Origin of the sequence: Streptomyces sp. 3214.6, assembly GCF_900129855.1 — a bacterium.
Lineage (GTDB): Bacteria > Actinomycetota > Actinomycetes > Streptomycetales > Streptomycetaceae > Streptomyces > Streptomyces soliscabiei.
Genome location: NZ_LT670819.1, coordinates 8,830,975 through 8,857,795, shown reverse-complemented (window position 1 = coordinate 8,857,795; position 26,821 = coordinate 8,830,975). Strand labels below are relative to the sequence as shown.

The following is a 26,821-nucleotide window of genomic DNA, read 5'->3' as shown; positions in this document are numbered from 1 at the left end:
GTCCCCTTTTCAGTGTCTCTTGTGGGCAGTCTGAACCAGGGCGTCGAACAGGCCCTGCTGGGCCGGGTCCTGGTCCGCGGTGTCCTCGGGGTGCCACTGCACCGCCGTGAACCACCCGGGGTATCCAGACAGTTCGAGCCCCTCCACCGTGCCGTCGGCGGCCCGCGCGGTGACCGTGAGCCCGACACCGATGCGGTCGACGCGCTGGTGGTGGTAGCAGGAGGCCTCCGTCTTCTCGGCGCCGGTGGCCTGTTCGAGCAGGGTGCCTCGCTGGATCGCGACCGGGTGCACGATGTGCCGGTGTTCGCGGTCCGCGCCGCCCATGTCCTGTTCCAGACTGCCGCCGAGGGCGACGTTCACCACCTGCAGCCCACGGCAGATCGCGAGCAGGGGCAGACCCGAGTCCAGGGCCCGCCGGGCGACTTCGAGATCGAACACGTCCTGGAGGTCGTCGACGTCATAGACACTGTCATGGGTGTCGGCGGCTCCGTAGCGGTGCGGGGCCAAATCTCCGCCGCCCGGGAGCAACACGCCGTCGAAGCGGGCGAGCCGCTCGGCCACGTCGGCTCCGGCCGGGTCGGCGGGGTGGATGCTCACCGGCTCACCCCCGGCCCGCCACACGGCCTCGACCAGCGCGCGGGCGTTGACCTCGGCGGCGTAGCGGAGCGCGGACGTGGTGGCGGCGAACCGGGCCGGAATCGCGATCAGGGGGCGCCTGTGTGTGCGGGTCACAGCTGGATCCAGGTGGTCTTCAGTTCGGTGTACTTCTCGATGGCGTGGGTGGACTTGTCGCGGCCGTTGCCGGACTGCTTCATGCCGCCGAAGGGGACGGTCAGGTCGCCCTCCTCGTAGCAGTTGACCCAGACCGTCCCGGCCTTGACTGCGCGCGAGACCTTGTGGGCGGTGGACAGGTCGGAGGTCCACAGGCCGGCGGCGAGGCCGTACTCGGTGGCGTTGGCCAGCCGTACCGCCTCGTCGAGGTCGTCGAAGGCAAGGACGGACAGGACGGGGCCGAAGATCTCCTCGCGGGCCAGCCGCATGCCGGGGTCGACCCGGTCGAACACGGTGGGCCGCAGGTAGCTGCCGCCGGTCTCGGCCAGGGCCCGGCCCCCGCCCACGCGCAGCCGGGCGCCCTCGTCCAGACCGGAGGCGACATGCTCCAGCACCCTGTCCAGGTGGCTGTCGCCGACCAGTGCGCCCATCTCGGTCGCCGGATCGAGCGGGTCGCCCACCCGCAGCTCGCGCGCCCGCGCCACGACAACTTCCGTGACCTGTTCGGCGATGGAGGAGTGGACCAGCAGCCGGGAAGGGGCGGTGCACATCTCACCCTGGTTGAAGAAGATGCCCCAGGCCGCCGTCGCCGCCGCCTTCTCCAGGTCCGGGGCGTCGGGCAGCACGATGTTCGGTGACTTGCCGCCGAGTTCGAGCCAGACGCGCTTGAGGTTGGAGTCGGCGGCGTAGTGCAGGAAGTGGCGGCCGACGGCGGTGGATCCGGTGAAGGCCAGGACGTCCACGTCGGGGTGGAGGCCGAGCGCCCGCCCCGCCACCGGCCCGTCACCGGTCACGACGTTGAGGACGCCCGGTGGCAGTCCGGCGTCGGTGGCGACGCGGCCGAGCAGGAGGGCGGACAGCGGAGAGGACTCCGACGGCTTCAGGACGACCGTGCAGCCGGCGGCGAGCGCGGGAGCGACTTTCCAGCTTGCCAAGGTGAGCGGGAAGTTCCATGGCACGACGGCGCCGACGACACCTGTCGGCTCCCGGGTGATCAGGGCGAGCGAGTCCGGCGCGGTATGGGGGGACTCGTCCGTGAGCTTGTCGGCGAGCTGCCCGTACCAGCGGAAGGTGTTGATCGCGGCGCGCAGCTCGATGGCGTACGCGTCCGTGATCGGTTTGCCCATCTCCAGGCTCACGGTCAGCGCCAGTTCCTCACGCCGCTCCTGAAGCAGATCGGCGATCCGCAGCAGGACCCGGCCGCGCTCGGCGGGCGCGAGGTGCGGCCACGGCCCTGTGTCGAAGGCGCGGCGCGCCGCCGTGACGGCGAGATCGACCTCGGCCTCCCGCGCGTCGGCGACCTGGGCCAGGGTCTGGCCGTCGCGCGGGGAGATCACGGCGAATGATCCACCGTCACCGGCTTCGCTCCTGCCGTCGATGTGGTGCTGCGTGGGCAGGTCGAGTTCCTTGGCGCGGCGCAGCAGGTCCTCATGGGTGGCGTTCAGCACGCGCTTTCCCTCTCCGTTTCATCCATTTCATGTGGTGACAAACGACTTGCGGCGTTCGGCGAAAGGCTCGATACGGCCGGGGCGCAGGCTCCGGCCGTATCGGTGAGGCATCACGGTGTTCAGCCGGTGGCCTCCGCCCGGGGCCGCGTCAGCCGGGCGGCGACGACGCCGAGGACCAGAACCACCGGAACGGTGATCTGGAGCCATATGGCGGTGGTCTGGTCACCGCCGATGAGCGTCGTGAAGTTGTCGACGATGACCCAGACGGCCCCGGCGATGCCGAGCGCGCCCAGTACGGGGGCGATCAGGGTGTTCCAGGGGCGGGTGTCGGTGCGCGAGCGGCGGAAGAAGACGACGACCGAGGCCGAGGTGAGGAAGTACAGCAGCATGATGCTGAGGACGGAGACGCCGCTGAGCCAGGAGAAGAGGGTCAGCACCGGGTCCTTGCCGAGGATGGCGAAGGGCATCACCAGCAGCACGGAGAGCATGGTCTGCACGGTGCCTGCGGCCCAGGGCGAGTGGCGCCGGTTGATGGAGGTCAGCCCGTGGGGCAGCAGGCCCTCCCGGCCGAGGGAGAACAGGTAGCGGTTGGCGGAGTTGTGGAAGGCCAGGATGCCTGCGAAGAGGGAGGTGGACAGCAGGATCGGCAGCACGTCGTTCGCCCAGCCGCCGAACAGGGCGGCGATCGGGGCGAAGACGAAGCTCGTCGCGTCGCCGCTCTGCAGCGCCTTGCCCGCATCGCCCGTCGCCCGGGACGCGCCGTGTGCCGAGACCAGCATCCACGAGGTGAAGGCGAGGAAGCTCGTGATCACCGCGACCGACAGGTAGGTGGCCCGAGGGACGGTCCTACGGGGTTCGCGGGCTTCCTCGCCGTAGATGGCGGTGGCCTCGAAGCCGAACATCGACGCCACGGCGAACATCAGCGCCACACCGGGAGCGCCCTTGAGCGCGGCGGACGGCGAGAAGCTGTCGGTGAAGCCGAGCCCCTGGGGCCCGCCGCCCTTGAAGAAGGTCACGAGCGCGAAGACGATCAGGATGCTGAACTCCGCCAGGACGAAGACGGCCAGGATCTTCGCGCCCATCTCGATACCCAAGGCGCCGAGGACCTGCACGATCGCCATGGTGACCAGGACCCAGACCCACCACGCCACGTGGACGCCCGAGTAGTGCTCGACCAGGGCGCTCACCGTGGCGCCGTACAGCCCGTACATGGCGGCCTGCACGGCACAGTAAGCCAAGAGGGCGAGCCCGGCGCCGCCGGAACCGGCCGGGCGGCCGAGCCCCTTGCCGATGTAGCTGTAGAAGGCTCCGGCGTCCACGACATGGCGGCTCATGGCGACGAATCCGACGGAGAAGAGCAAAACGATGGCGCCGGCTGCGAGGTAGGCGGTGGGAGCGCCTGCACCGCTGCCGATGGCGACGGCGAAGGGCACGGCCCCCGCGACGGCCGTCAGCGGCGCCTGGGCGGAGAGAACGAAGAAAAGAATGCCCAGGACACCGAGAGAATCGGGCTTGAGCTTGCCTTCCATGGATGCATCATGACCCGTTTGCTTAGGAACCGCGGTCTGACTGTCCACTCGAATCACCTGCCAGGAACGGGGAGGGAGGGGAGTTTGTTTTAGGCCAAACGAGTTGCCTCATGGTGGGCCGGAACTATCCGTTTGACAAGGGGTTGGGGGTAGATCCTTCTTCGACCGCGGAGGTCTTAACAGGACCGTGACTCAGGCCGCGGCTCGGTCGGCCTTGCCCCGGCGTGCGAGTCGTACGACGACGGACTTCGACGTGGGGGTGTTACTGAGGTCGGCGGTGCTGTCCAGGGGTACCAGGACGTTGGTCTCGGGGAAGTTCGCGGCGCAGCACCCGCGCGCGGTCGGGTAGGACACGACCCGGTAGTCGGGTGCCACGCGTTCGGCGCCGTCGGGGTACTCACCGACCAGGTCGACCCGGTCGGTCGGCCAGTTGGAGAGCCGCCAGGTCGTCGGGGTGGACGAAGACCACGCGCAGGACGGTCATCGGATTGATGGTGAAGCGGGCCTTGCCGGTGGCGGTCGGGAAGTGCCGTTCGTCCCGTGGCCCGTGCGGCAGGACGAACCCGCCCGGATCGCGTGCGCGCCGGTTGAAGTCCTCGAACCCGGGGACGACCCGGGCGATGCGGTCGCGGATCAGGTCGTAGTCCTCCGCCATGGCCCGCCAGGGAACGCGTGGCGGCTCACCGCGAGCGGCGAGCACTCGTTCGGCCAGTTCGCAGACGATCGCCGTCTCCGAGCGCAGCTCCGGCGAGGCCGGCGCCAGGGTGCCCCGGGAGGCGTGCACCGAGCTCATCGAGTCCTCGACGGTGACGAACTGCGGTCCGCCGCCGCGCATGTCGGTCTCGGTGCGGCCGAGCGTGGGAAGGATCAGCGCCCGCTGGCCCGTGACCAGGTGGGAGCGGTTGAGCTTGGTGGAAACCTGCACCGTCAGTGCCGTACGGCGCAGGGCCTGCTCGGTGACGGCGGTGTCCGGGGTGGCCGAGACGAAGTTGCCGCCCATGGCGAAGAAGACCTTCACCCTGCCGTCCCGCATGGCGCGGATGGTGTCGACCACGTCAAGCCCGTGGCGGCGCGGTACGGGCAGGCCGAACTCCTTCTCCAGCGCGTCGAGGAAGTCGTCCGCGGGCTTCTCGTAGATACCCATGGTGCGGTCGCCCTGGACGTTGGAGTGGCCGCGCACCGGGCAGACCCCGGCGCCGGGACGGCCGACGTTGCCCCGCAGGAGGAGAAAGTTGACCACCTCGCGGATGGTCGGTACGGAGTGCTTGTGCTGGGTCAGGCCCATCGCCCAGCACACCACGATCTTCCGGGCCTTCAGCACCCGCTGATGGATCCGCTCGATCTGCTCGCGCTCCAGGCCCGTGGCCTCAAGGACGTCCGCCCAGGGCGTGGCGCGCACGTCGGCCGCGAACTCCTCGTACCCGTCGGTGTACTCCTCGACGAACGCACGGTCCACCACCGTGCCCGGGGCGCGGTCCTCGGCTTCCAGCAGAAGCCGGTTCAGGGCTCGGAACAGGGCCAGATCACCGCCGAGGCGGATCTGCGCGAACTCGTCCGCCAGCGCGGTGCCCCGGCCGAGCATCCCTGAGGGCCGCTGCGGATTCCTGAAGCGCAGCAGGCCGGCCTCGGGCAGCGGGTTCACCGCCACCACGTGGCCGCCGCCCCGCTTCGTCCGCTCCAGGGCGGAGAGCATGCGGGGATGGTTCGTGCCCGGGTTCTGGCCCACGACGAGGACCAGGTCCGCCTGGTGCAGGTCGTCGAGGGAGACGCTGCCCTTGCCGATCCCGATGGTCTCGGACAGGGCCACGCCGGAGGACTCGTGGCACATGTTCGAGCAGTCCGGCAGGTTGTTGGTGCCCAGTGCGCGGACGAACAGCTGGTAGACGAACGCCGCCTCGTTGCTGATGCGCCCCGAGGTGTAGAAGGACGCCTCGTCCGGCGAGTCCAGCGCGCCCAGTTCCCCGGCCACGATGTCGTACGCCTGTTCCCAGCTCACCGGCGTGTAGTGCCGCTCCCCGGGTGCGAGGTACATCGGGTGGGTGAGCCTGCCCTGCTGGCCCAGCCAGTAGTCGCCGCGCTCCAGCAGCTCCGCCACGCTGTGCTCAGCGAAGAAGGCCGGGGTGACGCGGCGCAGTGTGGCCTCCTCGGCCACCACCTTGGCGCCGTTCTCGCAGAACTCGGCGGCGTGCCGGTGATCACCCTCCGGCCATGCGCAGCCGGGGCAGTCGAACCCGGTCCTCTGGTTGACGCTCAGCAGGGTCAGCAGGGTCCGTCTGGCGCCCATCTGGCGGCCGCCGTGCCGCAGCGACTGGACGACGGCCGGGATGCCGGCCGCGTACTCCTTGGGCGGACCCACGCTCAGACCGCTGTCGCCGGGGTCGTTCTCCGGTGGCCCGGACGCCATCGGTGACATGCCGGGTTCCCGTCTACTCGCGCACCGTGATGGCCTGCAGCGGACAGACCTCGGCGGCCTCGTACAGTTCCTCGGCGCTTCCCTCGTCCACGTCGGCCACGTAGACGTCGGTCGCCCGCGACCGCAGGGACAGGCGTCCCTCGTCGTCCAGCGCGAAAAGGTCGGGGGCCGCGTACACGCACTGGCCGTGGTCCTGGCACTTCTTGAGGTCGACTTCGACCTTCATGACGGCTCCTGTCTCCCGGAGGGGTCGGGGGAATCAGAGAAAACGGACGGGGAGGTGGGTGATCGTGCGCAGGAACTCGGTGTGCGCATAGGCGGGCTCGCCCGCCGACTCGACACCGGAGAACCGGTTGACGATCGAGCTGAAGACGATGTCGGCCTCGGCGCGGGCCAGGACCTGGCCGGCGCAGCCGTGCATGCCGGAGCCGAAGGCCAGGTGCTGGCTGGCGGCGAGCGGGCGGGTGTGGTCGAAGGTGTCGGGGTCGGCGAAGACCTCGGGGTCGCGGTTGGCGGAGGCGATGAGCAGGGCCAGCGCCTCTCCGGCCGGCACGGTGGTGTCGCCGATGACCGTGTCCTGCGTGGTCAGGCGCACCACCATCGACTCGGGCGTGTCGATCCGCAGGATCTCGTTGATGATGCCCGGCCGGGCCTCCGGCTCGTCGCGGTAGGCGGCGAACAGCTCGGGATGCTGCGTCATCAGCCAGATGCCGTGGTTGATCAGGTGCTTGACGTCGAGGTGGCCCACGGCGAAGAACAGGAAGATGGTGTAGACGACTTCTTCCTCGGTCATCCGGCCCTCGTCCTGCGCGGCGATGAAGGCGTCGATCAGTCCCTCGCCGGGGTGGGCGCGCTTGTCGGCCACGAGCTGGCGGATGTGCTCGGCGAACCAGGCGAACGCCTCCGTGGTGGCGCGGGCCTCCTCGTCGTTGCCGCCGGGGCCGAGGCTCAGCCCGATCTCGTAGGTCTTGCGCTGGATGGTGTCCATCTCGGTCGGCTCGATGCCGAAGATGTGGCAGGTCGTCTCGAAGGTGCACTTCAGGGAGAGGCCGCCGGCGGCGTCCAGGGTGCCGTCGCCCTTCTCGACCTCGTCGAGCACGGCCTCCACGGAGGCGCGCATCACCCTGGACCACTCCTCGACGGCCTTGGGTGTGAACCAGCGGTTGGTGATCCGCCGCAGCCGCGTGTGGTCGGGGGCGTCCTTGCCGAGCATGGTGTGGTGGATCGGGGTGGCCGGCCCGAAGTCGAGCTGCTGCACGCTCAGGGTGGGGTTGCGGATCAGCCGGGCGACGTCCTCGTAGCGGGAGACGACGTACAGGCCGACCGGGTGCCTGTAGACAGGATGCTCCTGCCGCAGCCGCGCGTAGTACGGGTACGGGTCCGCACGGAAGCCGGTGTCGCGGAAGGGCAGCAGGTCCTCGGTGGCGGACGCGGGTCCGGCGGTGGTGACGGTCATGTCGTGGCACTCCTCGGGCGCGAGGCGGAGGGGGAGCTGGGAGTGGGAAAGGGAGGGCGACAGTGGTCCTACACCGCCGAGAATTATCCACTCGGATAATTTCGTCAATACTTCGCGCACACGTAATCGACTCTTTACGCCGCCGGAAACAGAGGAGTCCCCGTCGCCGTGCGACGGGGACTCCTCCTGACCTGCTGTTATGGCAGGGACTGCCACATGGGCGACTACTCGGCGTCTCCACGCTGCCGGGTCAGCAGTGACCGCAGCTCCTTCAGCGCGGCCTCGGTGACGTCCGGCTCGTCGAGGATCAGCTGATGCAGTACGAGACCCTCCAGGGCGGCGAAGACGAGCCGGGTCAGGGCAGGGCTGGTGCCTTCGGGCAGGCTGCGGGACAGCTCCCTCTCCGTGGCCTCGAAGTACTCGTCGTACAGCGCGCGGATCTGCGGCAGCAGCTCGGGCCTGCGTCGGGACTCGAGCATGAGCTCGTACTGGAACGTCTGCATGGCCGGCTCGCGGGTGACCATGTCCGCCAGTCCCGCCGCGAAGTCCGCGATGTCGCCCGTACCGGGTTCCAGGGAGCTCGTACTCGCGCTGGTGCGTACCGCGTGTTCGAGGGCTGCCTCGATCAGCGCGTCCCGCGAACCGAAGTGGTGCACCACGAGCCCGTGCGTGACACCCGCCTCCTCCGCGACGGCGCGATAGGTGAGCTTGCGCAGCCCTCCTCGGGCCACGACGCGCACGGCCGCGTTGAGCAGGGCCTCGCGGCCGGTCCCGTAGTCCACCCGCTTGCGGAGCCTGGCCGGGGGCTTTTCGGAGGAATCGCTCATGAGCGCGACCCTACCCGTACGCCGGGACCGGCAGACCACCGCACGGCGTCACCGCTTCGGCGGGCGGATGCCGCGGAACTCCCAGTCGCCGCCGAGCGCGGTGGACAGCACTTCCTCGGACTCGGTGGGCTGGGCGCCGATGTCGGCGCGGACGGGGATCGGGCCGGTGACGATGTGGTTGGTGAGCCTGCCGAGGCCCTCGACCTCGACCTCGACGACATCGCCGGGCTGGACGGGGCGGGAGTGGGCGGGGGTGCCGGACAGGAGTACGTCGCCGGGATACAGGGTGATGGTGCGCGCGACGTCGGCGACGAGGTAGTGCATGTCCCACTTCATCTCGTCGGTCGTACCGTCCTGGACGACCTCGCCGTTGACGTACGTGCGCAGGCTCTTGCCGTGGAAGTCCCAGTCGGTGACCAGGCCGGGCCCGAGCGGGCACAGGGTGTCGGACCCCTTCACGCGGAGCATGGAGCCGGCGTCGGTGTCGCGGAAGTCGTGCAGTCCGTAGTCGTTGGCGATCGTGTAGCCGGCGATGTACTCGCCCGCTTCGGCCGGGGAGATGTTGCGTGCGGTCTTCCCGATGACGATGGCGACCTCGCCCTCGTAGTTGAGCCACTTGCAGCCCTCGGGGCGGACGATGGCGCCCTTGTGGGAGTTGAGGGCCGAGGTCGGCTTGTGGAAGTAGGTGGGCGTGTCAGGGAGGTCGATCCCGAACTCGTCGACGCGGCTGCGGTGGTTGAGGTGGACCGCGATCACCTTGGACGGGACGACCGGGGGCAGGTGCTGGGCGTCCTCGGTCTTGACGCGGCGGCCGTCTGCGGCGACGAGTTCGTCCCCGTCGACGGTGACCTGGACGGCGGCGCCGTCGAGGAGGATGCGGCGGTATTCGGGCATGGCAGTACTCCTAGATACGGCTGTGAGGGGTGCGCGGGGCGGGCAGTCCGGTACCGGTCCAGCCTTCGGACGGGCGGTCGAACCAGAGGTGGACCTGGCCGGTGCCGATGGAGTTCTCGTACTCGCCGTACTGGCGGGCCCTGGCGACGCAGGCCTGTTCCCCGAGGGCGCCGGCCATCATCAGGTAGTGGAAGAACTTCGCCTCCGGCTTGTACTTCCAGAACTCGTCCATGGTGTCGAGGACCTTGTCGTGGCGGCCCTCCTTGAACCAGGCGATGCGCTCGTGGTCGGCCGCACGGGCCTCGGGCGTGAAGATGTGCACCGGGTCGCTCGACTCGTGGTCGCGCAGCTCTCGCAGCGGCCAGAAGGTGTGCGAGAGGGCGCCGGAGGCGATCAGCAGGACCCGGCGGCCCGGGGTGGCGGCGATGCCGTCCGCCAGGGCGCGGCCCAGACGCAGGTGGTCCTCCATGTCGCCGGTCTGACAGACGCCGATGGTCACCCACCTCTTGTCGGGCAGGCCCTCTCCGAGGAACTTCCACAGGTTGATGGTGGCGTAGTAGATCGGCAGGTACTCGTCGTCGATCGCGGTGATCCACGTACGGTGCTTGTCGGCGAACTTCTCGATGTTCTCGGCCAGTTCGGGATCACCGGGGAAGTCGTACGGCATCCGGCACATCCCGCGCGGCAGTTCCTCGGAGGTGAACAGCCCGGCCCGGCGCTGCTGGGCGGTGACGACGAACTCGACGGTGGTGGCCCAGTGGGAGTCGAGAACGACGACGGTGTCGTAGTCGTCCCGCTCGAAGACCTCTGCGCGGAGCTGCCGGAGCCCCGTGACAAGGGTGATCTCCTTGCCCTCGTTCAGCTCCAGCCGGGTCTCCTCCGGAAGCACGATGGTGGGGACGTGGGCGAGTAGGCCGGCCCCGACGATCTCACCCATGATTCCTCCAACCGTTCGGCGCGGTCACGGTGTTCTTCAGGTCGCAGTAGAAGTCGAAGCTCCAGGTGCCGCCCTCGCGGCCGACGCCCGAGAGCCGGGAGCCGCCGAAGGGGGCCTGCAGGTCGCGGACGAAGAAGCAGTTGACCCACACCGTGCCCGCGACCAGCTGCCCGGTGACGCGTTCGGCACGCTCGGGGTCGCCGGTGGCGAGCGTGGCGGCCAGCCCGAAGCGGGTGCCGTTGGCCAGCCGGACGGCCTCGTCCTCGTCGGCGAAGGTCTGCAGCGTCAGGACCGGGCCGAAGACCTCCTCCTGCACGATCTCGGAGTCCTGGGCGACATCGGTGAGCAGGGTGGGCGCGTAGTACTGGCCCTCCTTGCGGTGGCCGCCGATGACGACACGGGCCCCGGCCGCCACGGCCCTCTGCACGAAGCCGTCGATCTTCTCCAGCTGGCGGGGGTGGATGTTGGGCCCGATGTCGGTGGCCTCGTCACGTGGGTCGCCCTGGGTGAGCTGCCCGGCCTTCTCGACGAAGCGGCGGGTGAACTCCTCTGCGACCGACTCCTCGACCAGCAGCCGCGTGCCCGCCAGGCACACCTGCCCGGCGTTGTCGTACTGCTCCACCGCCAGGTCGACGGCGAGGTCCAGGTCCGCGTCGGCGAACACCAACAGCGGCGACTTGCCCCCCAGTTCGAGACTCAGGGGCGTGAGGTTCGCGGCCGCCGACTCGGTGATGCGCTTGGCCGTGGGCACCGAGCCGGTGAAGCTGATGCGGCGCACGTCCGGATGCGAGGTCAGCGCGTCGCCGATCTCGGAGCCGTAGCCCTGGACGACGTTGAGCACACCGGCCGGCAGCCCGGCCTCGGCGGCGATGTCGGCCAGCAGCGAGGCGGTCAGCGGCGACCACTCGGCCGGCTTGAGCACCACGGAGTTGCCCGCGGCCAGCGCGGGCGCCACTTTCCAGGTCGCCAGCATCAAGGGCGCGTTCCAGGGCGTGATCAGCACACACGGTCCGGCCGGGTCCCAGCTCACGTGGTTGGTGTGGCCCCGGGTCTCGAAGTCCTCGTGCTCCAGTTGCAGCAGCCAGTCGGCGAAGAAGCGGAAGTTGTGCGCCACGCGCGGCATCACCCCGCGGCGGTGGGAGCGGAGCAGGGCTCCGTTGTCGGTGGTCTCGACGATGGCGAGTTCTTCGATGCGCTTCTCGACGCCGTCGGCGATGGCGTGCAGGATGCGGGCGCGTTCCGTGCGGGAGGTGGCGGCCCAGGCGGGGAACGCGGCCTTCGCGGCGGCCACGGCGGCGGCTGCCTCCATGGCCGTGCCCCGGGAGATGTCGCCGATCGTGCTGCCGTCGATGGGCGAGACGTCCGGGAACGTCTGTGTCGAGGCGACGCGTTCGCCGCCGATCCAGTGCCGGGTGTCGACGGCGACCCCCGCCACGGTGATGGTGTGTTCGCTCATGCTCTGTTCCTCCGGTCTCACGCGGTGGTGGGGTCTACTCGGCGCCGGAGGTGCCGGATTCCAGCAGTCGGCCGCCGTCCCAGACGACGCCGACCTGGCGGTAGTAGGCGGCGATCGGCTCGTGGATCTCCAGGCGGGCCAGTTCTTCGGTGGGCGCCTCGAACAGCTCCAGCTCGGCGTCACCGCGCCATGCCTGTCCCGCCTCGAAGGACGCGGCGCCCGACTCGATCAGCTCGTCGAGAGCGAGGCCCTTGCCCTTCTCGATGGAGGGCAGCCAGCGGTGGTGGGCCATCGGGTGGGCGTTGACGAAGCCGTTCGTCTCCGACGGCTCGCGCAGGGTGACCACGGTGTGGGCCAGGCGCCGGTCGGCGGCGGCGAGCGTGGCGCCGAAGCGGGCTCCCGCCTCGATGCGCGGCGCGGGGCCGTACGGGTGGGGGCGTGTCTGGTGGATCGAGCCGAGCTTCTTCGGGTAGCCCTGGTGCAGGCCGCGCGCGATGGCGAAGTCCTTGTCGACCCAGATGTAGACGCAGCGCGAGTAGGTCTGCCCCCGGTACTTGCAGCGGACGACCGCGAAGGCCTCCTTGTACTGGGAGAGCACGGGATCGAGCAGCTCCGCGCCGGATGCCGAGCAGGACTGCCAGTCGGCCCAGATCAGCGCCACCGCGCCGGGGTCCTCGTCGGCGAGTTCCAGTGGCTGGGGAAGCAGTTCACGCACGCGTGCCGGGTCGGTGCGGTACTCGACGGTGAGCAGGTCTCCGGAGTACCGCCAGGGCGGTGAGGGGATCAGAGACGAGGCTCCGCTCGCCGTCTTGGGGGAGAAGAATCCACGGACGGTGGTCATGGTCAGCAAAGTCCTTAGGCGGTGAGGGCGGGCTGCTTGAGCAGTTCGGCGCGATAGCGGGAGGCGGCGGCCGCCGCGGCCTGACCGCCGAGGGCGACGACACCGGCCAGCCGGCCACCGGCGTGGTAGCCGACGACGACGTCACCGTCGAGGTCGCCTTCGAGTACGCGCACGTCCTCCTTACCGAGTACCGGTGCCCCGAAGGACTGCAGGCGGAAGTCGTGCTGGTCGCTCCAGAAGGTGGGCAGCGGCGCGAACGGGGACAGGTCGTGGCCGGTACCGCTCAGCCCGGCGACGAGGGTCTTCGCGGCGTGCTTGGCGGTGTCCGTGGGGATGCACCAGTGCTCCACACGGCGCGGTACGCCGTCGTAGCGGGCGTTGGGGAAGCGGGCGACGTCGCCGACGGCCACCACGTCGGGCCGTCCGCCGACGCGCAGGTGCTCGTCGGTGAGCGCGCCGTCGCTCAGGTCGAGGCCGTTGCCGTCCAGCCACTCGGTGTTGGCGACCGACCCGACCGACTCGACCACCACGTCGGCGGGCAGGACGGTGCCGTCGCCGAGGGCGACGCCGGTGACGTGGTCGTCGCCGGTGAAGCCGGTCACGCCCGTGCCGAGGGCGAAGCGCACGCCGCGCTCTTCGTGGCGCTTCAGCAGGGCCCTGGCGAGGAGTTCGCCGAGGGGGCCGACCATCGGCAGGGGCAGCGGGTCGACGACAGTCACGTCCTGGGCGCCCAGAGCGACGGCGGTGGCGGCGACCTCGCAGCCGATGAAGCCGCCTCCGACGACGACCACCCGGGCTCCGGGGCTGGTCAGAGCCTGCCGCAGGCCCTGCGCGTCGTCGATGGTGCGGACCGTGTGCCGGCCCGCGAACGGGCCGGGGCAGCGCAGGCGCCGGGGCCGCATTCCGGTGGCGACGACCAGACCGTCGTACGAGAGTGCCTCGCCGTCGTCGAACTCGACGATGTTCTCCGCGAGCCGGGTGGCGACGACCTTGGTGCCCAGTCGCCACTCCGCGTCGGCCACGCTCGCCCGCGGGCGGAAGGCGAGGGACTCGAAGGGTGCCTTGCCGGCCAGGACCTCCTTGGACAAGGGAGGCCGGTTGTAGGGCATGTGCGGCTCGTCACCGACGAGCGTGATGGCTTCGGTCCAGCCGGCGGCGCGCAGTTGCTCGGCCGCGCGCAGGCCGGCCATGGAGGCGCCGGCCACGACGATGCGTGCACTCCTCGAAGTCATGGTCAGCCCTCGATACGGATGGCCTGGAGCGGACACACGTCGGCGGCTTCCTCGACCTCGTCGCGCAGCGCGTCGTCGGGGTCGGGGACGTAGGCCAGGTGGCCGCTGTCGTCCATGGAGAAGACATCGGGGGCGGCGAAGACGCACTGGCCGTGGTCCTGGCACTTGTTCATGTCGACGACGACCTTCATGGCCGGTCCTCCTGAAACTGAGGGCGTCGGGGCGGGGGGCAAGGGGGGGAGGAAGAGGGGCCCGGCCGCTGTCGGCCGGGCCCCGGCCAAGGGCCCGGTGGCTGACCGGACCCTTACTCATTTGGCTTCAAACAACATAGGAAGCCACCCACCCCTGGTCAATACCTATCCATGCGGATAATTTTTTTTCATCCCCTCTTGCGGGGTGCCCGCAGCGCCCATACCGTTTGGCACCAAACAAGTCAGCCCTGTGCCCTCACCAGCACCGGCCCTCTGACTCCCTCGTCACCCACACTCCAAGCGCCCGAGGAGACATCGGTGAGCGCAGCCCCAACCCCCAGCCTCCGTCAGCACATGCAACGGCTCGCCGCCGAGGGCATCGACGTGGTGCGCGTGACCTATCCCGACCTCATCGGCACCGACCGCGCACGCGACATCCTGCTGGACCACCTGCCGTCGGCCTGCGACCACGGCCTGGCCTTCTGCCGCGCCGTCTACCACACCAGCCCCCAGGGCGACGTGGTCCCCGTCTCCGGCGGCCTCGACGCGGGCCTGCCCGACATCACCGTGCGACCCGACCTGGACACCCTGGTCCCCCTCCCCTGGGAACCCGGCGTCGCCTACTGCCTCGCCGACGTCACCGACCCGGCCACCGGCCTGCCCGCGCCCGAGTCACCCCGCGATCTGCTGCGCACCGTCCTCCACCGGTGCGCCGAACACGGCCTGCGTCCGGTGGTCGGCCCCGAACTCGAATACTTCCTCTGCGACGAGGACCCTGCCTCCCCGAGCGGCTGGAAGCGTTACTCGGGCGCCACCGGCGCCGTCTACACCGCCGGTCTGCGCGCCGACGGCGACAACCACCTGCTCCGCACACTGCGCCTGCTGCGGGACATGAACATCGGCGTGACCAGCGGAAACCACGAGTTCGACGGCGGCCAGTTCGAGATCAACCTCACCCACTCCGACGCCCTGTCCGCCGCGGACCGCGCCTTCCGCTTCAAGGCCGCGATCAAGGAACTCGCCCGGAAGGAGAGGAAACTCGCCACCTTCATGGCCAAGCCGTTCAACGACGCCGGAGGCTCCGGCTTCCACCTCCACCTGTCCTGCGACAACGACGAGGGCGGCAACGCCTTCGACGATCCCGCCGCACCGTACGGGCTGTCCGCCACCGCCCGCCACGCCGTCGCCGGCATCCTCGCCCACGCCCCGGCCCTGACCGCCTTGGCCAACCCGACCGTGAACTCCTACAAGCGTTTCGGCCCGGACACCCTCGCCCCCTGGCTGATCGACTGGGGCCTGGACAACCGCAGCGCCATGGTCCGCATCCCGCCCGAGCGCGGCTCCGGCGCACGGTTCGAACTGCGCCTCGGTGACGCGAGCGCCAACCCGCACCTGCTGATCGCGGGCACGCTCGCCGCCGCGCTGCTCGGGGTACTGGCCGGCGAGGAGCCCCCCGCCCCGCTGGAGGGGTACGGCTACGACACCGCGAGGGCAACCGTGCTGCCCATGAGCCTGCCGGCCGCGCTGGACGCCCTGGAAGCGGACACGGAACTGACCGACGTCCTGGGCAAGGGCTTCACCGCCTCCTTCCTCTCCTACAAGCGCAACGAAATCGACCGCTTCCAACGGCACGTCACCGACTGGGAGTTCACCGAGTACGCCTACCACCTGTGACGACTGGGAGCCATGCGATGACGACCGAGACCCCGACCGCCGCCGTGAGCGAACCGATGCCGCTGGCGGACGTCAACCTCGCCGATCTGGACAACTTCACCGACGGGATCACCCCGTGGCGTATGTTCCACACCCTGCGCCACCAGGACCCGGTGCACTGGCAGCCCGAGGAGGCCCCCAACTCCGGCTTCTGGGCGGTGACCCGGCACGCGGACATCGCCCGTGTCGACCGTGACGCCGAGACCTTCACCTCGATGAAGTTCGTGAACCTCGAAGAGGTCGACGACGACCAGATCAAGACGCGTGCCTCCATCCTGGAGCTGGACGGAGTCCGCCACCGCGCCATGCGCAGCCTGCTCCAGCGCCAGTTCGGCGCGAGCGTCATCAACAGCTACACCGACTTCCTGCGCGGTCTGACCGCCACCACGCTGGACGCGGCGCTGGCCAAGGGGACCTTCGACTTCGTCAAGGAAGTCTCCGCGGACTTCCCCATCAACGTCCTCGCCCGCCTCCTCGACGTTCCGCCACAGGACAACCAGCAGCTCATCGACTGGGGCAACCGCATCATCGGCAACACCGACCCCGACTACGCCGACGTCCTGCTGGACAGCGCGGAGAGCGAGCAGTACCGGCACCTGCCCTTCCGCTCGCCCGCCTCGCTGGAGGTCTTCGAATACGGCCGTGAGCTGGCCCGGCAGCGGCGCGGCGGCGACGGCACCGACCTGGTGTCGAGGCTGGTGAACACCACCCCGAAGGACGGTGTGCCGCTCTCGCCGCAGGACTTCGACAACTACTTCCTGCTCCTCGTCGTGGCCGGCAACGAGACCACCCGCCACACCATCACCCACTCCATGCTGGCCCTCCTCCAGCACCCCGACCAGCTGGCCCGCCTTCAGAACGACCCGTCCCTGATTCCCGTCGCGGTGGAGGAGTTCCTGCGCTGGGCCTCCCCCGTCTACCACTTCCGGCGCACCGCGACCCGGGACGTCGAACTCGGCGGCAAGCACATCAAGGAGGGCGACAAGGTCGTCATGTGGTACGCCTCCGGCAACCGCGACGAGTCGGCCTTCGGCAACCCGTACGACTTCGACGTCACCCGCACCGACAACGACCACGTCACCTTCGGCAAAGGCAGCCCCCACCTCTGCCTGGGCAACCTGCTCGCCCGCACCGAGATCCGCATCATGTTCGAGGAACTCATCCCGAGGATCGCCGACATCCGCCTGACCGGCGAAGTCCCCCGCGTGCGCTCCAACTTCGTCAACGGCATCAAGAAGCTGCCGGTCGAGGTCACCCTCGCCTGACCGCATGTCCCAGCCGTCCGGACGGCTGCGGCCGCCGGGGCGCCACGACCCGAACGAGCGGCCGCCCCTCACGTCTGCCCTCAAACATACTTCTCCCGAGGATCGCCACGATGACCACTCCCCGCATGCAGCTCGTCCTGAGCGAGAACTGGACCATGACCGGCGGCCGCGCGGATCTGCCGACCGTGATCCGCTGGGCCCGGGAGGCCGAGGACGCCGGATTCGATTCCGTCATGATCAGCGAACACATCGTGCTCGGTCCCGACGCCGGCGCGGGCGGCGTGATGGGCAACCCCCGCGACTACGCCCTGCCCGGCAACCAGGACCCCCACACCCCATGGCCCAACTCGCTCATGCTGCTCAGCGCGATCGCCGCTGTCACCGATCGCCTGCGTCTCGCCGCGTCGGCGGTCATCGCTCCCCTGCGGCATCCCCTGCTCCTGGCCCGTGAGCTCGGCACCCTCGACCTTCTCTCCGAGGGCCGGCTGATCGCGCTGCCCAACGTCAGCTGGAGCCGGGACGAGTACGCGGCACTCGGCGTCCCGTTCTCCCGGCGTGGCAAGCTCCTCGACGAACACCTGGAGATCTGGGCGAAGTTGTGGGGCCCCTCTCCCGTGTCTCACGAGAGCGAGTACTACACCTTCCAGGACGTCTACTTCGAGCCCAAGGCACACCGCCCGGACGGCCCCCGACTGTGCTTCGGCGGCGCGGGCATGCACGACGCGATGGTCCGCAGGATCGTCCGGTACGGCCACGCCTTCAACCCGCTGGGCAAGGTGAAGCCCGAGGACATGCAGACGCTGAAGACCGCGATGGCCGCCGCGGGCCGCGACATCGCCGACCTGGAGATGATCGGCAGCACCCGCGCCGTGTTCCCCGACGACAACTCCTGCGCCGACCTCGCACAGGCCCTTGAACCCATCCCCGAGCAGATGGCCCAGGGCTTCACCACCTTCTGCGTCAAGCCCTCGCAGTTCACCGACGACCCGAACGGAGTGGGCGCGTTCTGCCGCGAGGTGATGCGCCGCGTGGAGTCCCTGACCGCCTGACGGCGCCGACCGATGTCCCGCATCGCGGCCCGGGCAGCCTGCTTGACGACGAACGGCACCGGGCCGCCGAAGAACGAACCGAACAAGCCAAGGACCACAGCATGACCACTCTGGACGAAGCCGCCGGCACCCGCCCCTCCACTCCCGATGAAGCCACTCGAAACGATCCCCATCGCCTCCCCGATGTGTCGAGCCTCGTCGTCGGCATCCTCGGCGGAACCGGCCCACAGGGGCGCGGCCTCGCCTACCGGCTCGCCGGTGCGGGCCAACAGGTCATCATCGGCTCACGGAACGCCGTCCGGGCCGCCTCCACCGCAGTGACCATCGGCGGAGACGTGCGCGGCTCCGACAACGCCACGACCGCACGGGAGAGCGATGTGGTGATCGTCGCCACTCCCTGGGAGGGACATGCCGAGCTACTGACCGCGCTCCGCGATGAACTCGCCGGCAAGATCGTGGTCGACTGCGTCAACCCGCTCGGCTTCGACAAGAAGGGAGCCTACGCACTGAGGCCCGAGGAGGGCAGCGCCGCCCAGCAGGCTGCCGTATTGTTGCCGGACTCCCGGGTGACCGCCGCGTTTCACCATCTCTCCGCCGTCACTCTGGAAGACCGGCAGATCGAGAAGATCGACACCGACGTACTCGTCCTGGGCGACGAACGCGCCGCCACCGACATCGTCCAGGCACTCGCCTCACGCCTCCCGGGCGCACGCGGCGTCTACGGCGGACGACTGCGCAACGCCCACCAAGTGGAGTCGCTGGTCGCCAACCTGATCTCGGTCAACCGCCGCTACAAGGCCCACGCCGGCCTGCGCCTCAGCGACGTCTGAGAAGACTCCCAGCGGTCTTTCACCGAGTTCCGCCCCCACGTTTCGCCTCCCATCCGGTACAGCCATGGGACGCAAACCAGAGATTGCGCCCCGCCGAGTGGTGTAGCCATACCTATCGCGTGGATCCGCTCAGAGTCGAGCTGGCGGTTCCCGGTCGGCTCGCGGGTCTGTCGTGCGTGCTGCTCGCAGGCGTCAGCACCCCCTTTCCGGCGCGGCTGACGACTGCGTCAGCCGACTGACCTGCGGAGTCACGAACTCTGCACCGCTACACCACTCGGTGGGACACCACCCAGCCAGACTGTCATCGACACCAGACGGCACCGTCCCCAGGGTCCGTGAGCTGGAGCTGGAGAAGGAGATCCTGCGCAAGGCAGCCGCGTATTCTGCCAAGGAGATGGGTCGATGACCGGCCGCTGGCGGTTCATCTCCGATCATCGTCACCTGTACGGAGTGCAGCGGCTGTGCCGGGTTCTGGCCGTCTCCGCGTCCGGCTTTTACCGGTGGATCGAGGAGATCCACGAAAAGTCCCAAGGCGCCTACGGCGTCCCCCGGGTCACCCGCGAGATCCGGGATCGGCACGGTGCGGTGAACCACAAGCGAGTCGCCCGTCTGATGCGCGAGCGCGGGCTGGCCGGCCGGCGCCTGCGGCGGACGGTTCGGACCACGGTCGCGGACAAGAGCGTGCCGCCGGCGCCCGATCTGGTGGGGCGCGTGTTCGAGCCTCCGGCGCCGGACGTGCGCTGGTGCGGCGACATCACGTACCTGCCGGTTGGCGGGTCGTGGATGTATCTGGCGACGGTGATCGACATGCACTCGCGGCGGGTCGTGGGCTGGTCGCTCGCCGCGCACATGCGAGCCGGCCTGGTCGTCGACGCGGTCACGTCTGCCGTCGAGGCCCGCGGCGGTGACGGGGCGCGGAAATGGGCACGAGTCTTCTGACTGCTGCTCTGTCTGAATACCTCGCCGACCTAGCACGGCGCCAACTCATCCCCGGCGAAACCGGTCTTGACGTCCTGGTCCGCCGCAGACCGTCTCAGAGCTCGTCCAAGAGACGTTCGTCCAGCACCGACGGCCCCGCGCCGATTCCTGGACCAGGTCAGTAGTGGGGGCACACGACGCCATCGGCGTGGTGTTGCCTTCCATGTGGTCGCGCCACGCCTTCCACAGCACCGCGGCCCGCCGGACCATGACGCCCCTGCTCGACTACCTGGACCGTCTGACGCTCGTTCTGCGGTTCTGGCAGCGTCGGTGACTTGGAGACGGCGTTGCACATCGGCCCACCCCTCGGCCAGGACCGGGCCCGGGGGCGCCAACTCCGCAGCACCACTCTCCACTTCGCCCGCGGCCTGTCCGGTGTCCAGCAGGTCGTCTCCGACGCCCACGCCGGATCAATCCGGGGCAGACATCGACGGAGTGGAGCCAGAATGATCCTGGCTCCACTCCGTGGTGCGGGCGTGTCACTGGAACTGTGTGAAGAACCTCCAGATCTCTGCCTTGGTCCAGGTGGTGACACCGCTTTCGTTGGATGAGCCGTCGACCGGACCGGGTATGTGGCCTCCGTCGAACGCGGCCCATTGGACCGGGTATCCGGCACGGCAGCCCGAGTAGACGGTGGTGATGTGCGTTCGGCTGCCCGGCGCGGGCTCGCGCGGGCTCTGGGGCGTGCAGCCGTTGTTGCGGACGAATCTGTCGCGCAGGGATCGTCCTTGCGCGATGTTGAGGACGGAGTCGCTGACGCCGTGGATTCCGAAGTAGGCGATGGGCTGGGTGCCGCCACTGCACCCGCTGATCTCAGCGCCGGACATGACCGCGACGGCCCGGAAGACGTTCGCCCGGCTGCATGCGACTGCGTAGCTCATACCGCCGCCCCAGCTGAATCCCGTGGCGAAACGCTGTGCCGGGTTGACACAGAGGCCGCCCTCGATTCGCCGGATCATGTCGTCGACGAAGGTGATGTCCTCACCGCCCGAATTGGCCCAGCCGTTGCCGAGGCCCTGGGGGGCGACGAGGATCGCGCTGTTGTTCGACTGCTCCTGTTGGCCGTAGTAGGACCAGGCGTTCCCGCTCGTTCCGCCCGAGGCGACGTCGCCGGCGGTTCCGCCCCGCCAGTGGAACGCGAAGATCAACCGGTAGCGATGGCTGTTGTCGTAGTTGGCGGGGACCCTGAGGATGAAGCTGCGGCTCTTGCCGCCGCTCTGGATCGTGTACGTGCCGCTCGCCAGGGTCGGAGCGCTGCCGCATGCGCTGGTGCCACCACCACCATCGCCGCCACCACCGGACGACAGCTTGATCATCTGCCACTGCTGATTGGCGCCGCCCCAGTCGGTGTACTGGACGACGTTGCCTCCGTCGGCGGTGGAGGCGCCCTGAACCTCCACCGCCTTGCTGCTGGCGCGGTTGACCAGCCGGACGTGGCCCGCGTCGGAGTCGGCCAGTCGGAACTGCTGGTTGGCACCGTCATGGTCGGCCCACTGCTGGATCGCGGCACCGTCGGCACTCGAGGCCCCGGCCACGTCGAGAACCTTGCCCGAATGCCGGGCCTTGAGCTGGTAGAAGCCGCCGCCGGAGTCCACGAACTGCCACTGCTGGTCGGCTGCGTCGTTGCGCGTCCACTGGCTGACCCGCGCGCCGTCGGCGGTGGACGCGCCTGAGACGTCCAGCGCCTTGCCGCTGTTGCGATTGACCAGGACATACCAGGCATTGGTGTCCACCGTCGCCGCCTCGGCGGGCGCCGGATTCACCGCGGCGAGCATGCCGATCGCGAGGGCCGCCGCCGCCACAGCGGCCACCCGGGACCACCAGCGTTGTCTTTGTGGAGGGGCCGGAGAATCCGCACTGTTGGTCTTCATCGATTCGCCCTTTCGCCCGTGACGGGTCCCATCAGGTGCGGGTCCAGCGTTGGTTGCTGCTGTTCGAGCAGGAGGAGAGCTGGATCAGGGTGCCGTTGGCGGTGCCGCCTGCGACGGTGTCGAGGCAGAGGCCGGACTGGACGCCGACGATGGTTCCGTCGGAGTTGAGACGCCACTTCTGGTTGTCGCCGCCCCAGCAGCTGTAGATCTGGACTTTGGTGCCGGTGCCGGTTCCGGCGGCGTCCAGGCACTTGTTGCCGTAGACCCTGAGCTCGCCGGCGGCGGTGGACGCCCACTGCTGGTTGGTGCCGCCGTGGCAGTCCCACAGGGCGAGCTGGGTGCCGTCGGTGGTGCTGGTGCCGGGCACGTCCAGGCAGCGGCCCGAACCGACGCTCTTGATCGTTCCGGATTCCGAAGGGGGCGTGGAGGTACCGCCGTTGAGCGCGTCGAGGACGGCGGTGTAGGCGGGCTTCTTGCTGCCGTTGCCGTTGAACAGCAGCGGCGTGTCCTGCGACCGCCAGGAGTCGCTGTCGCGCACCCCCCAGACGGTGATGCCGAGGCAGCGTGAGACGGCCAGGCAGTCGTTGGTCACGTTGGCGTAGGTCGTGCCCGAGGCGCCCTGGATGTCGAGTTCGGTGATGGCCACGTCGACGCCGAGGGCGGCGAAGTTCTGCAGGGTGGTGCGGAAGTTGCTGTTGTAGGGGCTGCCGCTGTTGAAGTGCGACTGGAAGCCGACGCAGTCGATCGGCACGCCGCGCTGCTTGAAGTCCCGAACCATGGAGTACATGGCCTGGGTCTTGGCCCAGGTCCAGTTCTCGACGTTGTAGTCGTTGTAGCAGAGCTTGGCGGCCGGGTCGGCGGCGCGCGCGGTGCGGAAGGCGACCTCGATCCAGTCGTTACCGGTGCGCTGCAGGTTGGAATCGCGCCGGGCTCCCGAACTGCCGTCGGCGAACGCCTCGTTCACGACGTCCCACTGGGCCATCTTGCCCTTGTAGTGGGCCAGCACGCCGTTGATGTGGCCGATCATCGCCTGGCGCAGCGCGCTGCCGCTGAGGCTCTGCATCCAGCCGGGCTGCTGGGAGTGCCAGGCCAGGGTGTGGCCGCGCACCTTCTTGCCGTTCTGCACCGCCCAGTTGTAGACGCGGTCACCGGCGGCGAAGTTGAACTGGCCTCGCTGTGGTTCGGTGGCGTCGATCTTCATCTCGTTCTCGGCCGTCACCGAGTTGAACTCACGGCCCGCGATCGTCGTGTACGCCGAGTCGCCCAGCCTGCCCGAGGCGATGGCGGTGCCGAAGTAGCGGCCGCTCTGCGCCGCGGCGGCGCCGAGCGTGTTCTCGGCGGCGTGTGCGGTCGGCGGCGCGGATAGTGCGGCGACCACACCGAGGACGCCGGCGACCAGCGCCAGCAGCAGGCCGCGGATCTTCCGGCGGACAACGGTTCTGGGAAGGGCGTACGAGCCCATGACGGTGCCTCCAGGGTAGGAATCACGGAAGGACTGAAGCGCAGGGGGACGCGTCGTCCGCTCCCCCTCGGCAGACGAAGGGCCGGAGCCCGGGCAGCACGGAATCACCGGACACCGCGGTCATGGGACCGGGACGATCTCGACCGGCACGTACGGCACCCGGCCGGTCGTCGAGGGACGTACGGCGGGCGGAACGTGACGGGGTGGGGCGGTTCTGGTCGGTGCGCGGATCGGGCGTAGAGCTGTGCGGGAATCTGCCGTGCAGCGCAGACTTGGTTCGGCATCTCGAACGGCGACCGGCTCCTCAGGCTCGGATGATTGAGGTATTGACGATGGCTCGTCAATACTCCTCGCAGAAACTTTCTGCTTCTCGTCCGAAACTTCCGGAATCCCGGCGAGCCGACCGGGCCGATCCGGTGCCGCCGTCGACGGATGCCTCAGGGTCGGCGCCGGGGCGCATACGCCGGCCGACCGCCGCTTGCTCGACTTCTCTCCGTGCGGCCGCCTTGGACTCGCAGGCCGCATCGCAGACTTCGGAGTGCTTCCGGTCGGAGCGACAGCTTGCCGAGCTCGAAGAGGAGGTGCTGTTTGTGGACAGATCAGCGACAGACCTTGACCAACGGGCCTCGGATTCCTAACTTGTGGCGTCAAAGCTTCCGGGAATTCTTCGAAATATTTCGGAATTCCTCCTCGCCCGGCACGTCCGCTCCGTGGTTCATCGGGGGCACCTCACCCCCGCTCCCCCCAAGGAGGCCCTCCCATGCGGTTCCGCCACCCGTCCCCGGCCCACCTGAGACGCTTACTCGCCGTCCTCGCGCCCCTGCTGCTCGTCGTCACCTTCCTCGGCGCCCAGCCCGCCGGCGCGGCGACCGTCGATCCCAACGCCTCGTACGTGCTGGTCAACCGCAACAGCGGCAAGGCCCTGGACGTCTACAACATGGCGACCGGCGACGGCGCCCGCATCACCCAGTGGACCAGGAACGACCAGAACCAGCAGCAGTGGCGGTTCGTCGATTCCGGGGGCGGCTACTACCGCCTCGTGTCTCGCCACTCGGGCAAGGCCCTGGAGGTGAGCAACGGGTCCACCGCGAACGGGGGCTCGATCGTCCAGCGGACCGACCTGAACGCCGCCAACCAGCAGTGGCGGCTGGCCGACAGCCCGGACGGCTACGTGAGGCTGATCGCGCGCCACAGCAACAAGGCCCTCGAAGTGCAGGGCGCCTCCACCGCCGACAACGCGAACGTCGTCCAGTACGACGACTGGGGCGGCACCAACCAGCAGTGGCAGCTCGTCAAGGTCGGCGCCGAGGGACCCGGCGCGTGCGATCTTCCCTCGTCATACCGCTGGTCTTCCACGGGCGCGCTGGCGCAGCCCAGGTCGGGCTGGGTCTCGCTCAAGGACTTCACCGTCGTCCCCTACAACGGCAAGCAGCTCGTCTACGCGACGACGCACGACACGGGGTCGAAGTGGGGTTCGATGAACTTCGGCCTGTTCACCAACTGGTCGGAGATGGGATCGGCCAGCCAGAACGCGATGTCGAACTCCACCGTCGCACCCACGCTCTTCTACTTCGCACCGAAGAACATCTGGGTGCTCACCTACCAGTGGGGCGGGACCGCCTTCTCCTACCGGACGTCGAGCGACCCCACCAACCCGAACGGCTGGTCCTCCCAGCAGGTGCTCTTCTCCGGAAGCATCTCGGGCTCGGGGACAGGCCCCATCGACCAGACGCTCATCGGTGACGGGACGAACATGTACCTGTTCTTCGCCGGTGACAACGGCAAGATCTACCGGGCCAGTATGCCGATCGGGAACTTCCCGGGCAGCTTCGGCTCGTCCTCGACCGTGGTCATGAGCGATACGAAGGAAAACCTGTTCGAAGCCCCGCAGGTCTACAAGCTGCAGGGCCAGAACCGCTACCTCATGATCGTCGAGGCGATCGGCTCGCGGGGCCGCTACTTCCGCTCGTTCACGGCCACCAGTCTGAACGGTTCATGGACCCCCCAGGCCGCGACCGAGAGCAATCCCTTCGCCGGCAAGGCCAACAGCGGTGCCACCTGGACCAATGACATCAGCCATGGCGAACTGATCCGCACCAGCGCCGACCAGACGATGACCGTCGACCCCTGCCGCCTGCAGCTGCTCTACCAGGGGCGCAACCCCAACTCCGGTGGCGACTACGGTCTCTGGCCCTACCGTCCGGGCCTGCTGACACTGCAGCGCTGACGGTGTGACGCGAGTCCGGCTCCGGCAAGGAACCGGCGTGGCGGGCTCGGCGGAAGGCCGAGCCCGCCCGAGTCGTGGGCGGCGATGCGCCGGTACACGCGGCGATGGCCGCAGAGGGAGGCGACGCCCACAGCGCACTCGGGCCGGCCCATGCGGCTTGGCGAAGAAGCTGGGCTTCTTCCAGAGGCAGCGAGAGGGCGCCTGACCAGCAGATGCCGGTCAGGCGCCCTTCACGGTGCCGGTTCGCCCCCGAACCGGACAGTGGTGGAGTCAGTCGAGGTTCCGCTTCTGGTCGGTGGCGCCGTTACAGGTCCCCGGTTGGACCGGGCCGCCGCCGGTGGAGGCGCGGTGACGTCCCGTCACTTGCCCGCACCCACCGCATGCGGCTCACCGGAGGTGCTGGGCGGCGGGGTGGTGGTGCCGCCGCTCCCCAGACCGAGGAAGGTGATGGCGTAGGCGAGCATGCCGGGCTGCGGCAGGGTGTGGCCCGTGCCCGCGATGCTGATGCCTTCGACGGGGGACTGCGGGCCGGTGCTGCCGTAGCGGGTGCGGGTCCAGGCCGACTGCGGCCGGTCGGTGGCGGCCGGTCTCTGGCTCAGGGCGTGGAGATTGGTCCACTGCTTGATCTCCTCGCCGAAGTTGGGATAGGCGAGGGTCGTGTCGGTGGTGCCGTGCCACACCTGCATGCGCGGGTAGCCTCCGGTGTAGCCCGGATACATGGAACGGGCCAGGTCACCCCACTGCTGAGCCGTTTTGATGACATTGCCGCCGGAGCACTGGCCGTTCCACTGGGAACCGTCCCTGGTGGCGAAGCAGCCCGCAGGCACCCCGGAGAACGCGGAGGCGGCACTGAAGACATCGGGGTACTCGGCGGCCAGCACATTTGTCATCATGGCTCCCGACGAGAATCCGCTGACGACGATGCGGGCCGGGTCGACGTTGTAGTGCTGCCGGGTGTAACTGACCATCGACATGATGCCGGTGGAGTCGCTGCCGCCATTACGCTTGAGCGCCGCTGGTGACGAGACGTCGAAGCAGTGCCCGTCACGGGTGGCCTCGGGCAGGGCGATGATGTAGCCGTACCGGTCGGCGGCGGTGACGTAATCGTGTCCGTTGCCGCCGAAGATGCCCCCCGCCGAACCCCCGCAGTAGTGGACCAGGACCAGCAGGGCGGGCTTGGCCGCCAGGTGGTTGGGCACGTAGAGGTACATGTTCAGGTTGGTGGGGTTGTTCCCGAAGCCGGTGACGCGGGTCAGGCTCGCCGCGGCCGCGGGCTGGGGCGCCAGGAGCGTCAGGGCTGCGACCAGTGGCAGTAACACCGTCGTCAGGACAGCGCGCAGAGTGCGTCTCACAAGTGAACCTCGTTTCCGGTGATCGGTATGGGCCGGGAAGCGGCTCGCCCCCCGGCCCTGAGTGGTCAGCCGACGGCGG

22 protein-coding genes and 1 pseudogene are annotated in these 26,821 nt (G+C 69.2%); 7 read left to right on the top strand and 16 right to left on the bottom strand.

Annotation, left to right across the window (positions count from 1 at the left end; genetic code table 11):
- Nucleotides 1-9: 9 nt before the first annotated feature.
- The 13 genes and pseudogenes from B5557_RS39875 to B5557_RS39815 form a co-directional block, all read right to left on the bottom strand.
- Nucleotides 10-732, bottom strand: a complete 723-nt coding sequence (locus B5557_RS39875; protein WP_079664063.1) for a gamma-glutamyl-gamma-aminobutyrate hydrolase family protein — start codon at nt 730-732, stop codon at nt 10-12.
- A complete protein-coding gene (locus B5557_RS39870; RefSeq protein ID WP_079664062.1) occupies nt 729-2,219 on the bottom strand; it encodes an aldehyde dehydrogenase in 1,491 nt (496 codons plus the stop codon). The genes B5557_RS39875 and B5557_RS39870 overlap by 4 nt, the downstream gene beginning before the upstream one ends.
- 119 nt (nt 2,220-2,338) lie before the next feature.
- Nucleotides 2,339-3,796 (bottom strand): APC family permease, encoded by a 1,458-nt coding sequence (locus tag B5557_RS39865; RefSeq protein WP_079664061.1) that lies wholly within the window; start codon nt 3,794-3,796, stop codon nt 2,339-2,341.
- A gap of 144 nt (nt 3,797-3,940) precedes the next feature.
- A pseudogene (locus tag B5557_RS39860) lies at nt 3,941-6,152 on the bottom strand (FdhF/YdeP family oxidoreductase).
- Nucleotides 6,153-6,174: 22 nt separating this feature from the next.
- Nucleotides 6,175-6,387, bottom strand: a complete 213-nt coding sequence (locus tag B5557_RS39855; protein WP_079664060.1) for a ferredoxin — start codon at nt 6,385-6,387, stop codon at nt 6,175-6,177.
- Between the two features lie 33 nt (nt 6,388-6,420).
- Nucleotides 6,421-7,617, bottom strand: a complete 1,197-nt coding sequence (locus tag B5557_RS39850; protein ID WP_079664059.1) for a cytochrome P450 — start codon at nt 7,615-7,617, stop codon at nt 6,421-6,423.
- A 224-nt stretch (nt 7,618-7,841) separates the two neighbouring features.
- Nucleotides 7,842-8,444 carry a TetR/AcrR family transcriptional regulator gene (locus B5557_RS39845; RefSeq protein WP_079664058.1) on the bottom strand — a complete coding sequence of 201 codons (603 nt, stop codon included), beginning with the start codon at nt 8,442-8,444 and terminating at the stop codon, nt 7,842-7,844.
- A 48-nt stretch (nt 8,445-8,492) separates the two neighbouring features.
- Entirely contained in the window at nt 8,493-9,338 is an 846-nt protein-coding gene (locus tag B5557_RS39840) for a fumarylacetoacetate hydrolase family protein (RefSeq protein WP_079664057.1), read from the bottom strand.
- Nucleotides 9,339-9,348: 10 nt separating this feature from the next.
- Nucleotides 9,349-10,275, bottom strand: a complete 927-nt coding sequence (locus B5557_RS39835) for a 3,4-dihydroxyphenylacetate 2,3-dioxygenase (protein ID WP_079664056.1) — start codon at nt 10,273-10,275, stop codon at nt 9,349-9,351.
- A complete protein-coding gene (locus B5557_RS39830; protein WP_079664055.1) occupies nt 10,268-11,731 on the bottom strand; it encodes an aldehyde dehydrogenase in 1,464 nt (487 codons plus the stop codon). The genes B5557_RS39835 and B5557_RS39830 overlap by 8 nt, the downstream gene beginning before the upstream one ends.
- Nucleotides 11,732-11,765: 34 nt before the next feature.
- Nucleotides 11,766-12,572: an acetoacetate decarboxylase family protein gene (locus B5557_RS39825; RefSeq protein WP_079664054.1), complete on the bottom strand. Its 807-nt coding sequence runs from the start codon at nt 12,570-12,572 to the stop codon at nt 11,766-11,768.
- Between the two features lie 14 nt (nt 12,573-12,586).
- A complete protein-coding gene (locus B5557_RS39820; protein ID WP_079664053.1) occupies nt 12,587-13,804 on the bottom strand; it encodes an NAD(P)/FAD-dependent oxidoreductase in 1,218 nt (405 codons plus the stop codon).
- Nucleotides 13,805-13,806: 2 nt separating this feature from the next.
- Nucleotides 13,807-13,995, bottom strand: coding sequence for a ferredoxin (locus tag B5557_RS39815; RefSeq protein WP_069757848.1), 189 nt, complete (start codon nt 13,993-13,995; stop codon nt 13,807-13,809).
- A 354-nt stretch (nt 13,996-14,349) separates the two neighbouring features.
- Here B5557_RS39815 and B5557_RS39810 point away from each other — a divergent pair, with 354 nt between their 5' ends.
- The 6 genes from B5557_RS39810 to B5557_RS45810 all read left to right on the top strand — a co-directional run bounded on the left by B5557_RS39810 (nt 14,350) and on the right by B5557_RS45810 (nt 20,104).
- On the top strand, nt 14,350-15,669 hold the full coding sequence (locus B5557_RS39810) for a glutamine synthetase family protein (protein WP_443031374.1): 1,320 nt from the start codon (nt 14,350-14,352) through the stop codon (nt 15,667-15,669).
- Between the two features lie 17 nt (nt 15,670-15,686).
- Complete coding sequence (locus B5557_RS39805) at nt 15,687-16,973, top strand: cytochrome P450 (RefSeq protein WP_079664051.1); 1,287 nt, start codon at nt 15,687-15,689, stop codon at nt 16,971-16,973.
- A 110-nt stretch (nt 16,974-17,083) separates the two neighbouring features.
- Nucleotides 17,084-18,022 (top strand): TIGR03619 family F420-dependent LLM class oxidoreductase, encoded by a 939-nt coding sequence (locus B5557_RS39800; RefSeq protein WP_079664050.1) that lies wholly within the window; start codon nt 17,084-17,086, stop codon nt 18,020-18,022.
- A 101-nt stretch (nt 18,023-18,123) separates the two neighbouring features.
- Complete coding sequence (npdG, locus tag B5557_RS39795; RefSeq protein ID WP_079664049.1) at nt 18,124-18,852, top strand: NADPH-dependent F420 reductase; 729 nt, start codon at nt 18,124-18,126, stop codon at nt 18,850-18,852.
- 402 nt (nt 18,853-19,254) lie between these two features.
- Entirely contained in the window at nt 19,255-19,791 is a 537-nt protein-coding gene (locus B5557_RS39790; protein WP_079664048.1) for an IS3 family transposase, read from the top strand.
- A 187-nt stretch (nt 19,792-19,978) separates the two neighbouring features.
- The gene (locus B5557_RS45810) at nt 19,979-20,104 is read left to right on the top strand and encodes a hypothetical protein (RefSeq protein ID WP_269460196.1); all 126 of its coding nucleotides are present in this window, start codon (nt 19,979-19,981) and stop codon (nt 20,102-20,104) included.
- Nucleotides 20,105-20,309: 205 nt separating this feature from the next.
- On the opposite strand, the gene B5557_RS39785 is transcribed toward B5557_RS45810, so the two are convergent.
- Together B5557_RS39785 and B5557_RS39780 are read right to left on the bottom strand one after the other, a co-directional pair.
- Nucleotides 20,310-21,632 (bottom strand): RICIN domain-containing protein, encoded by a 1,323-nt coding sequence (locus B5557_RS39785; protein ID WP_107472753.1) that lies wholly within the window; start codon nt 21,630-21,632, stop codon nt 20,310-20,312.
- A gap of 100 nt (nt 21,633-21,732) precedes the next feature.
- Entirely contained in the window at nt 21,733-23,163 is a 1,431-nt protein-coding gene (locus B5557_RS39780) for an endo-1,4-beta-xylanase (protein WP_079664046.1), read from the bottom strand.
- A gap of 760 nt (nt 23,164-23,923) precedes the next feature.
- Between B5557_RS39780 and B5557_RS39775 the strand changes: the two genes are divergently transcribed.
- The gene (locus B5557_RS39775) at nt 23,924-25,390 is read left to right on the top strand and encodes a non-reducing end alpha-L-arabinofuranosidase family hydrolase (RefSeq protein ID WP_079664045.1); all 1,467 of its coding nucleotides are present in this window, start codon (nt 23,924-23,926) and stop codon (nt 25,388-25,390) included.
- Between the two features lie 359 nt (nt 25,391-25,749).
- Here the strand turns inward: B5557_RS39775 and B5557_RS39770 are convergent, their stop codons facing one another.
- Nucleotides 25,750-26,742, bottom strand: a complete 993-nt coding sequence (locus tag B5557_RS39770; RefSeq protein ID WP_079664044.1) for an extracellular catalytic domain type 1 short-chain-length polyhydroxyalkanoate depolymerase — start codon at nt 26,740-26,742, stop codon at nt 25,750-25,752.
- Nucleotides 26,743-26,821 lie beyond the last annotated feature (79 nt).

Bases quoted from the DNA above. Each gene is read 5' to 3' on its own strand.
- B5557_RS39855 (WP_079664060.1), bottom strand. From the start codon at position 6,387: ATGAAGGTCGAAGTCGACCTCAAGAAGTGCCAGGACCACGGCCAGTGC.
- B5557_RS39810 (WP_443031374.1), top strand. From the start codon at position 14,350: ATGCAACGGCTCGCCGCCGAGGGCATCGACGTGGTGCGCGTGACCTAT.
- B5557_RS39775 (WP_079664045.1), top strand. From the start codon at position 23,924: ATGCGGTTCCGCCACCCGTCCCCGGCCCACCTGAGACGCTTACTCGCC.
- B5557_RS39835 (WP_079664056.1), bottom strand. From the start codon at position 10,275: ATGGGTGAGATCGTCGGGGCCGGCCTACTCGCCCACGTCCCCACCATC.
- B5557_RS39800 (WP_079664050.1), top strand. From the start codon at position 17,084: ATGACCACTCCCCGCATGCAGCTCGTCCTGAGCGAGAACTGGACCATG.
- B5557_RS39815 (WP_069757848.1), bottom strand. From the start codon at position 13,995: ATGAAGGTCGTCGTCGACATGAACAAGTGCCAGGACCACGGCCAGTGC.
- B5557_RS39845 (WP_079664058.1), bottom strand. From the start codon at position 8,444: ATGAGCGATTCCTCCGAAAAGCCCCCGGCCAGGCTCCGCAAGCGGGTG.
- B5557_RS39780 (WP_079664046.1), bottom strand. From the start codon at position 23,163: ATGGGCTCGTACGCCCTTCCCAGAACCGTTGTCCGCCGGAAGATCCGC.
- B5557_RS39825 (WP_079664054.1), bottom strand. From the start codon at position 12,572: ATGACCACCGTCCGTGGATTCTTCTCCCCCAAGACGGCGAGCGGAGCC.
- B5557_RS39790 (WP_079664048.1), top strand. From the start codon at position 19,255: ATGACCGGCCGCTGGCGGTTCATCTCCGATCATCGTCACCTGTACGGA.
- B5557_RS39850 (WP_079664059.1), bottom strand. From the start codon at position 7,617: ATGACCGTCACCACCGCCGGACCCGCGTCCGCCACCGAGGACCTGCTG.
- npdG (WP_079664049.1), top strand. From the start codon at position 18,124: ATGACCACTCTGGACGAAGCCGCCGGCACCCGCCCCTCCACTCCCGAT.
- B5557_RS39820 (WP_079664053.1), bottom strand. From the start codon at position 13,804: ATGACTTCGAGGAGTGCACGCATCGTCGTGGCCGGCGCCTCCATGGCC.
- B5557_RS39830 (WP_079664055.1), bottom strand. From the start codon at position 11,731: ATGAGCGAACACACCATCACCGTGGCGGGGGTCGCCGTCGACACCCGG.
- B5557_RS39805 (WP_079664051.1), top strand. From the start codon at position 15,687: ATGACGACCGAGACCCCGACCGCCGCCGTGAGCGAACCGATGCCGCTG.
- B5557_RS39840 (WP_079664057.1), bottom strand. From the start codon at position 9,338: ATGCCCGAATACCGCCGCATCCTCCTCGACGGCGCCGCCGTCCAGGTC.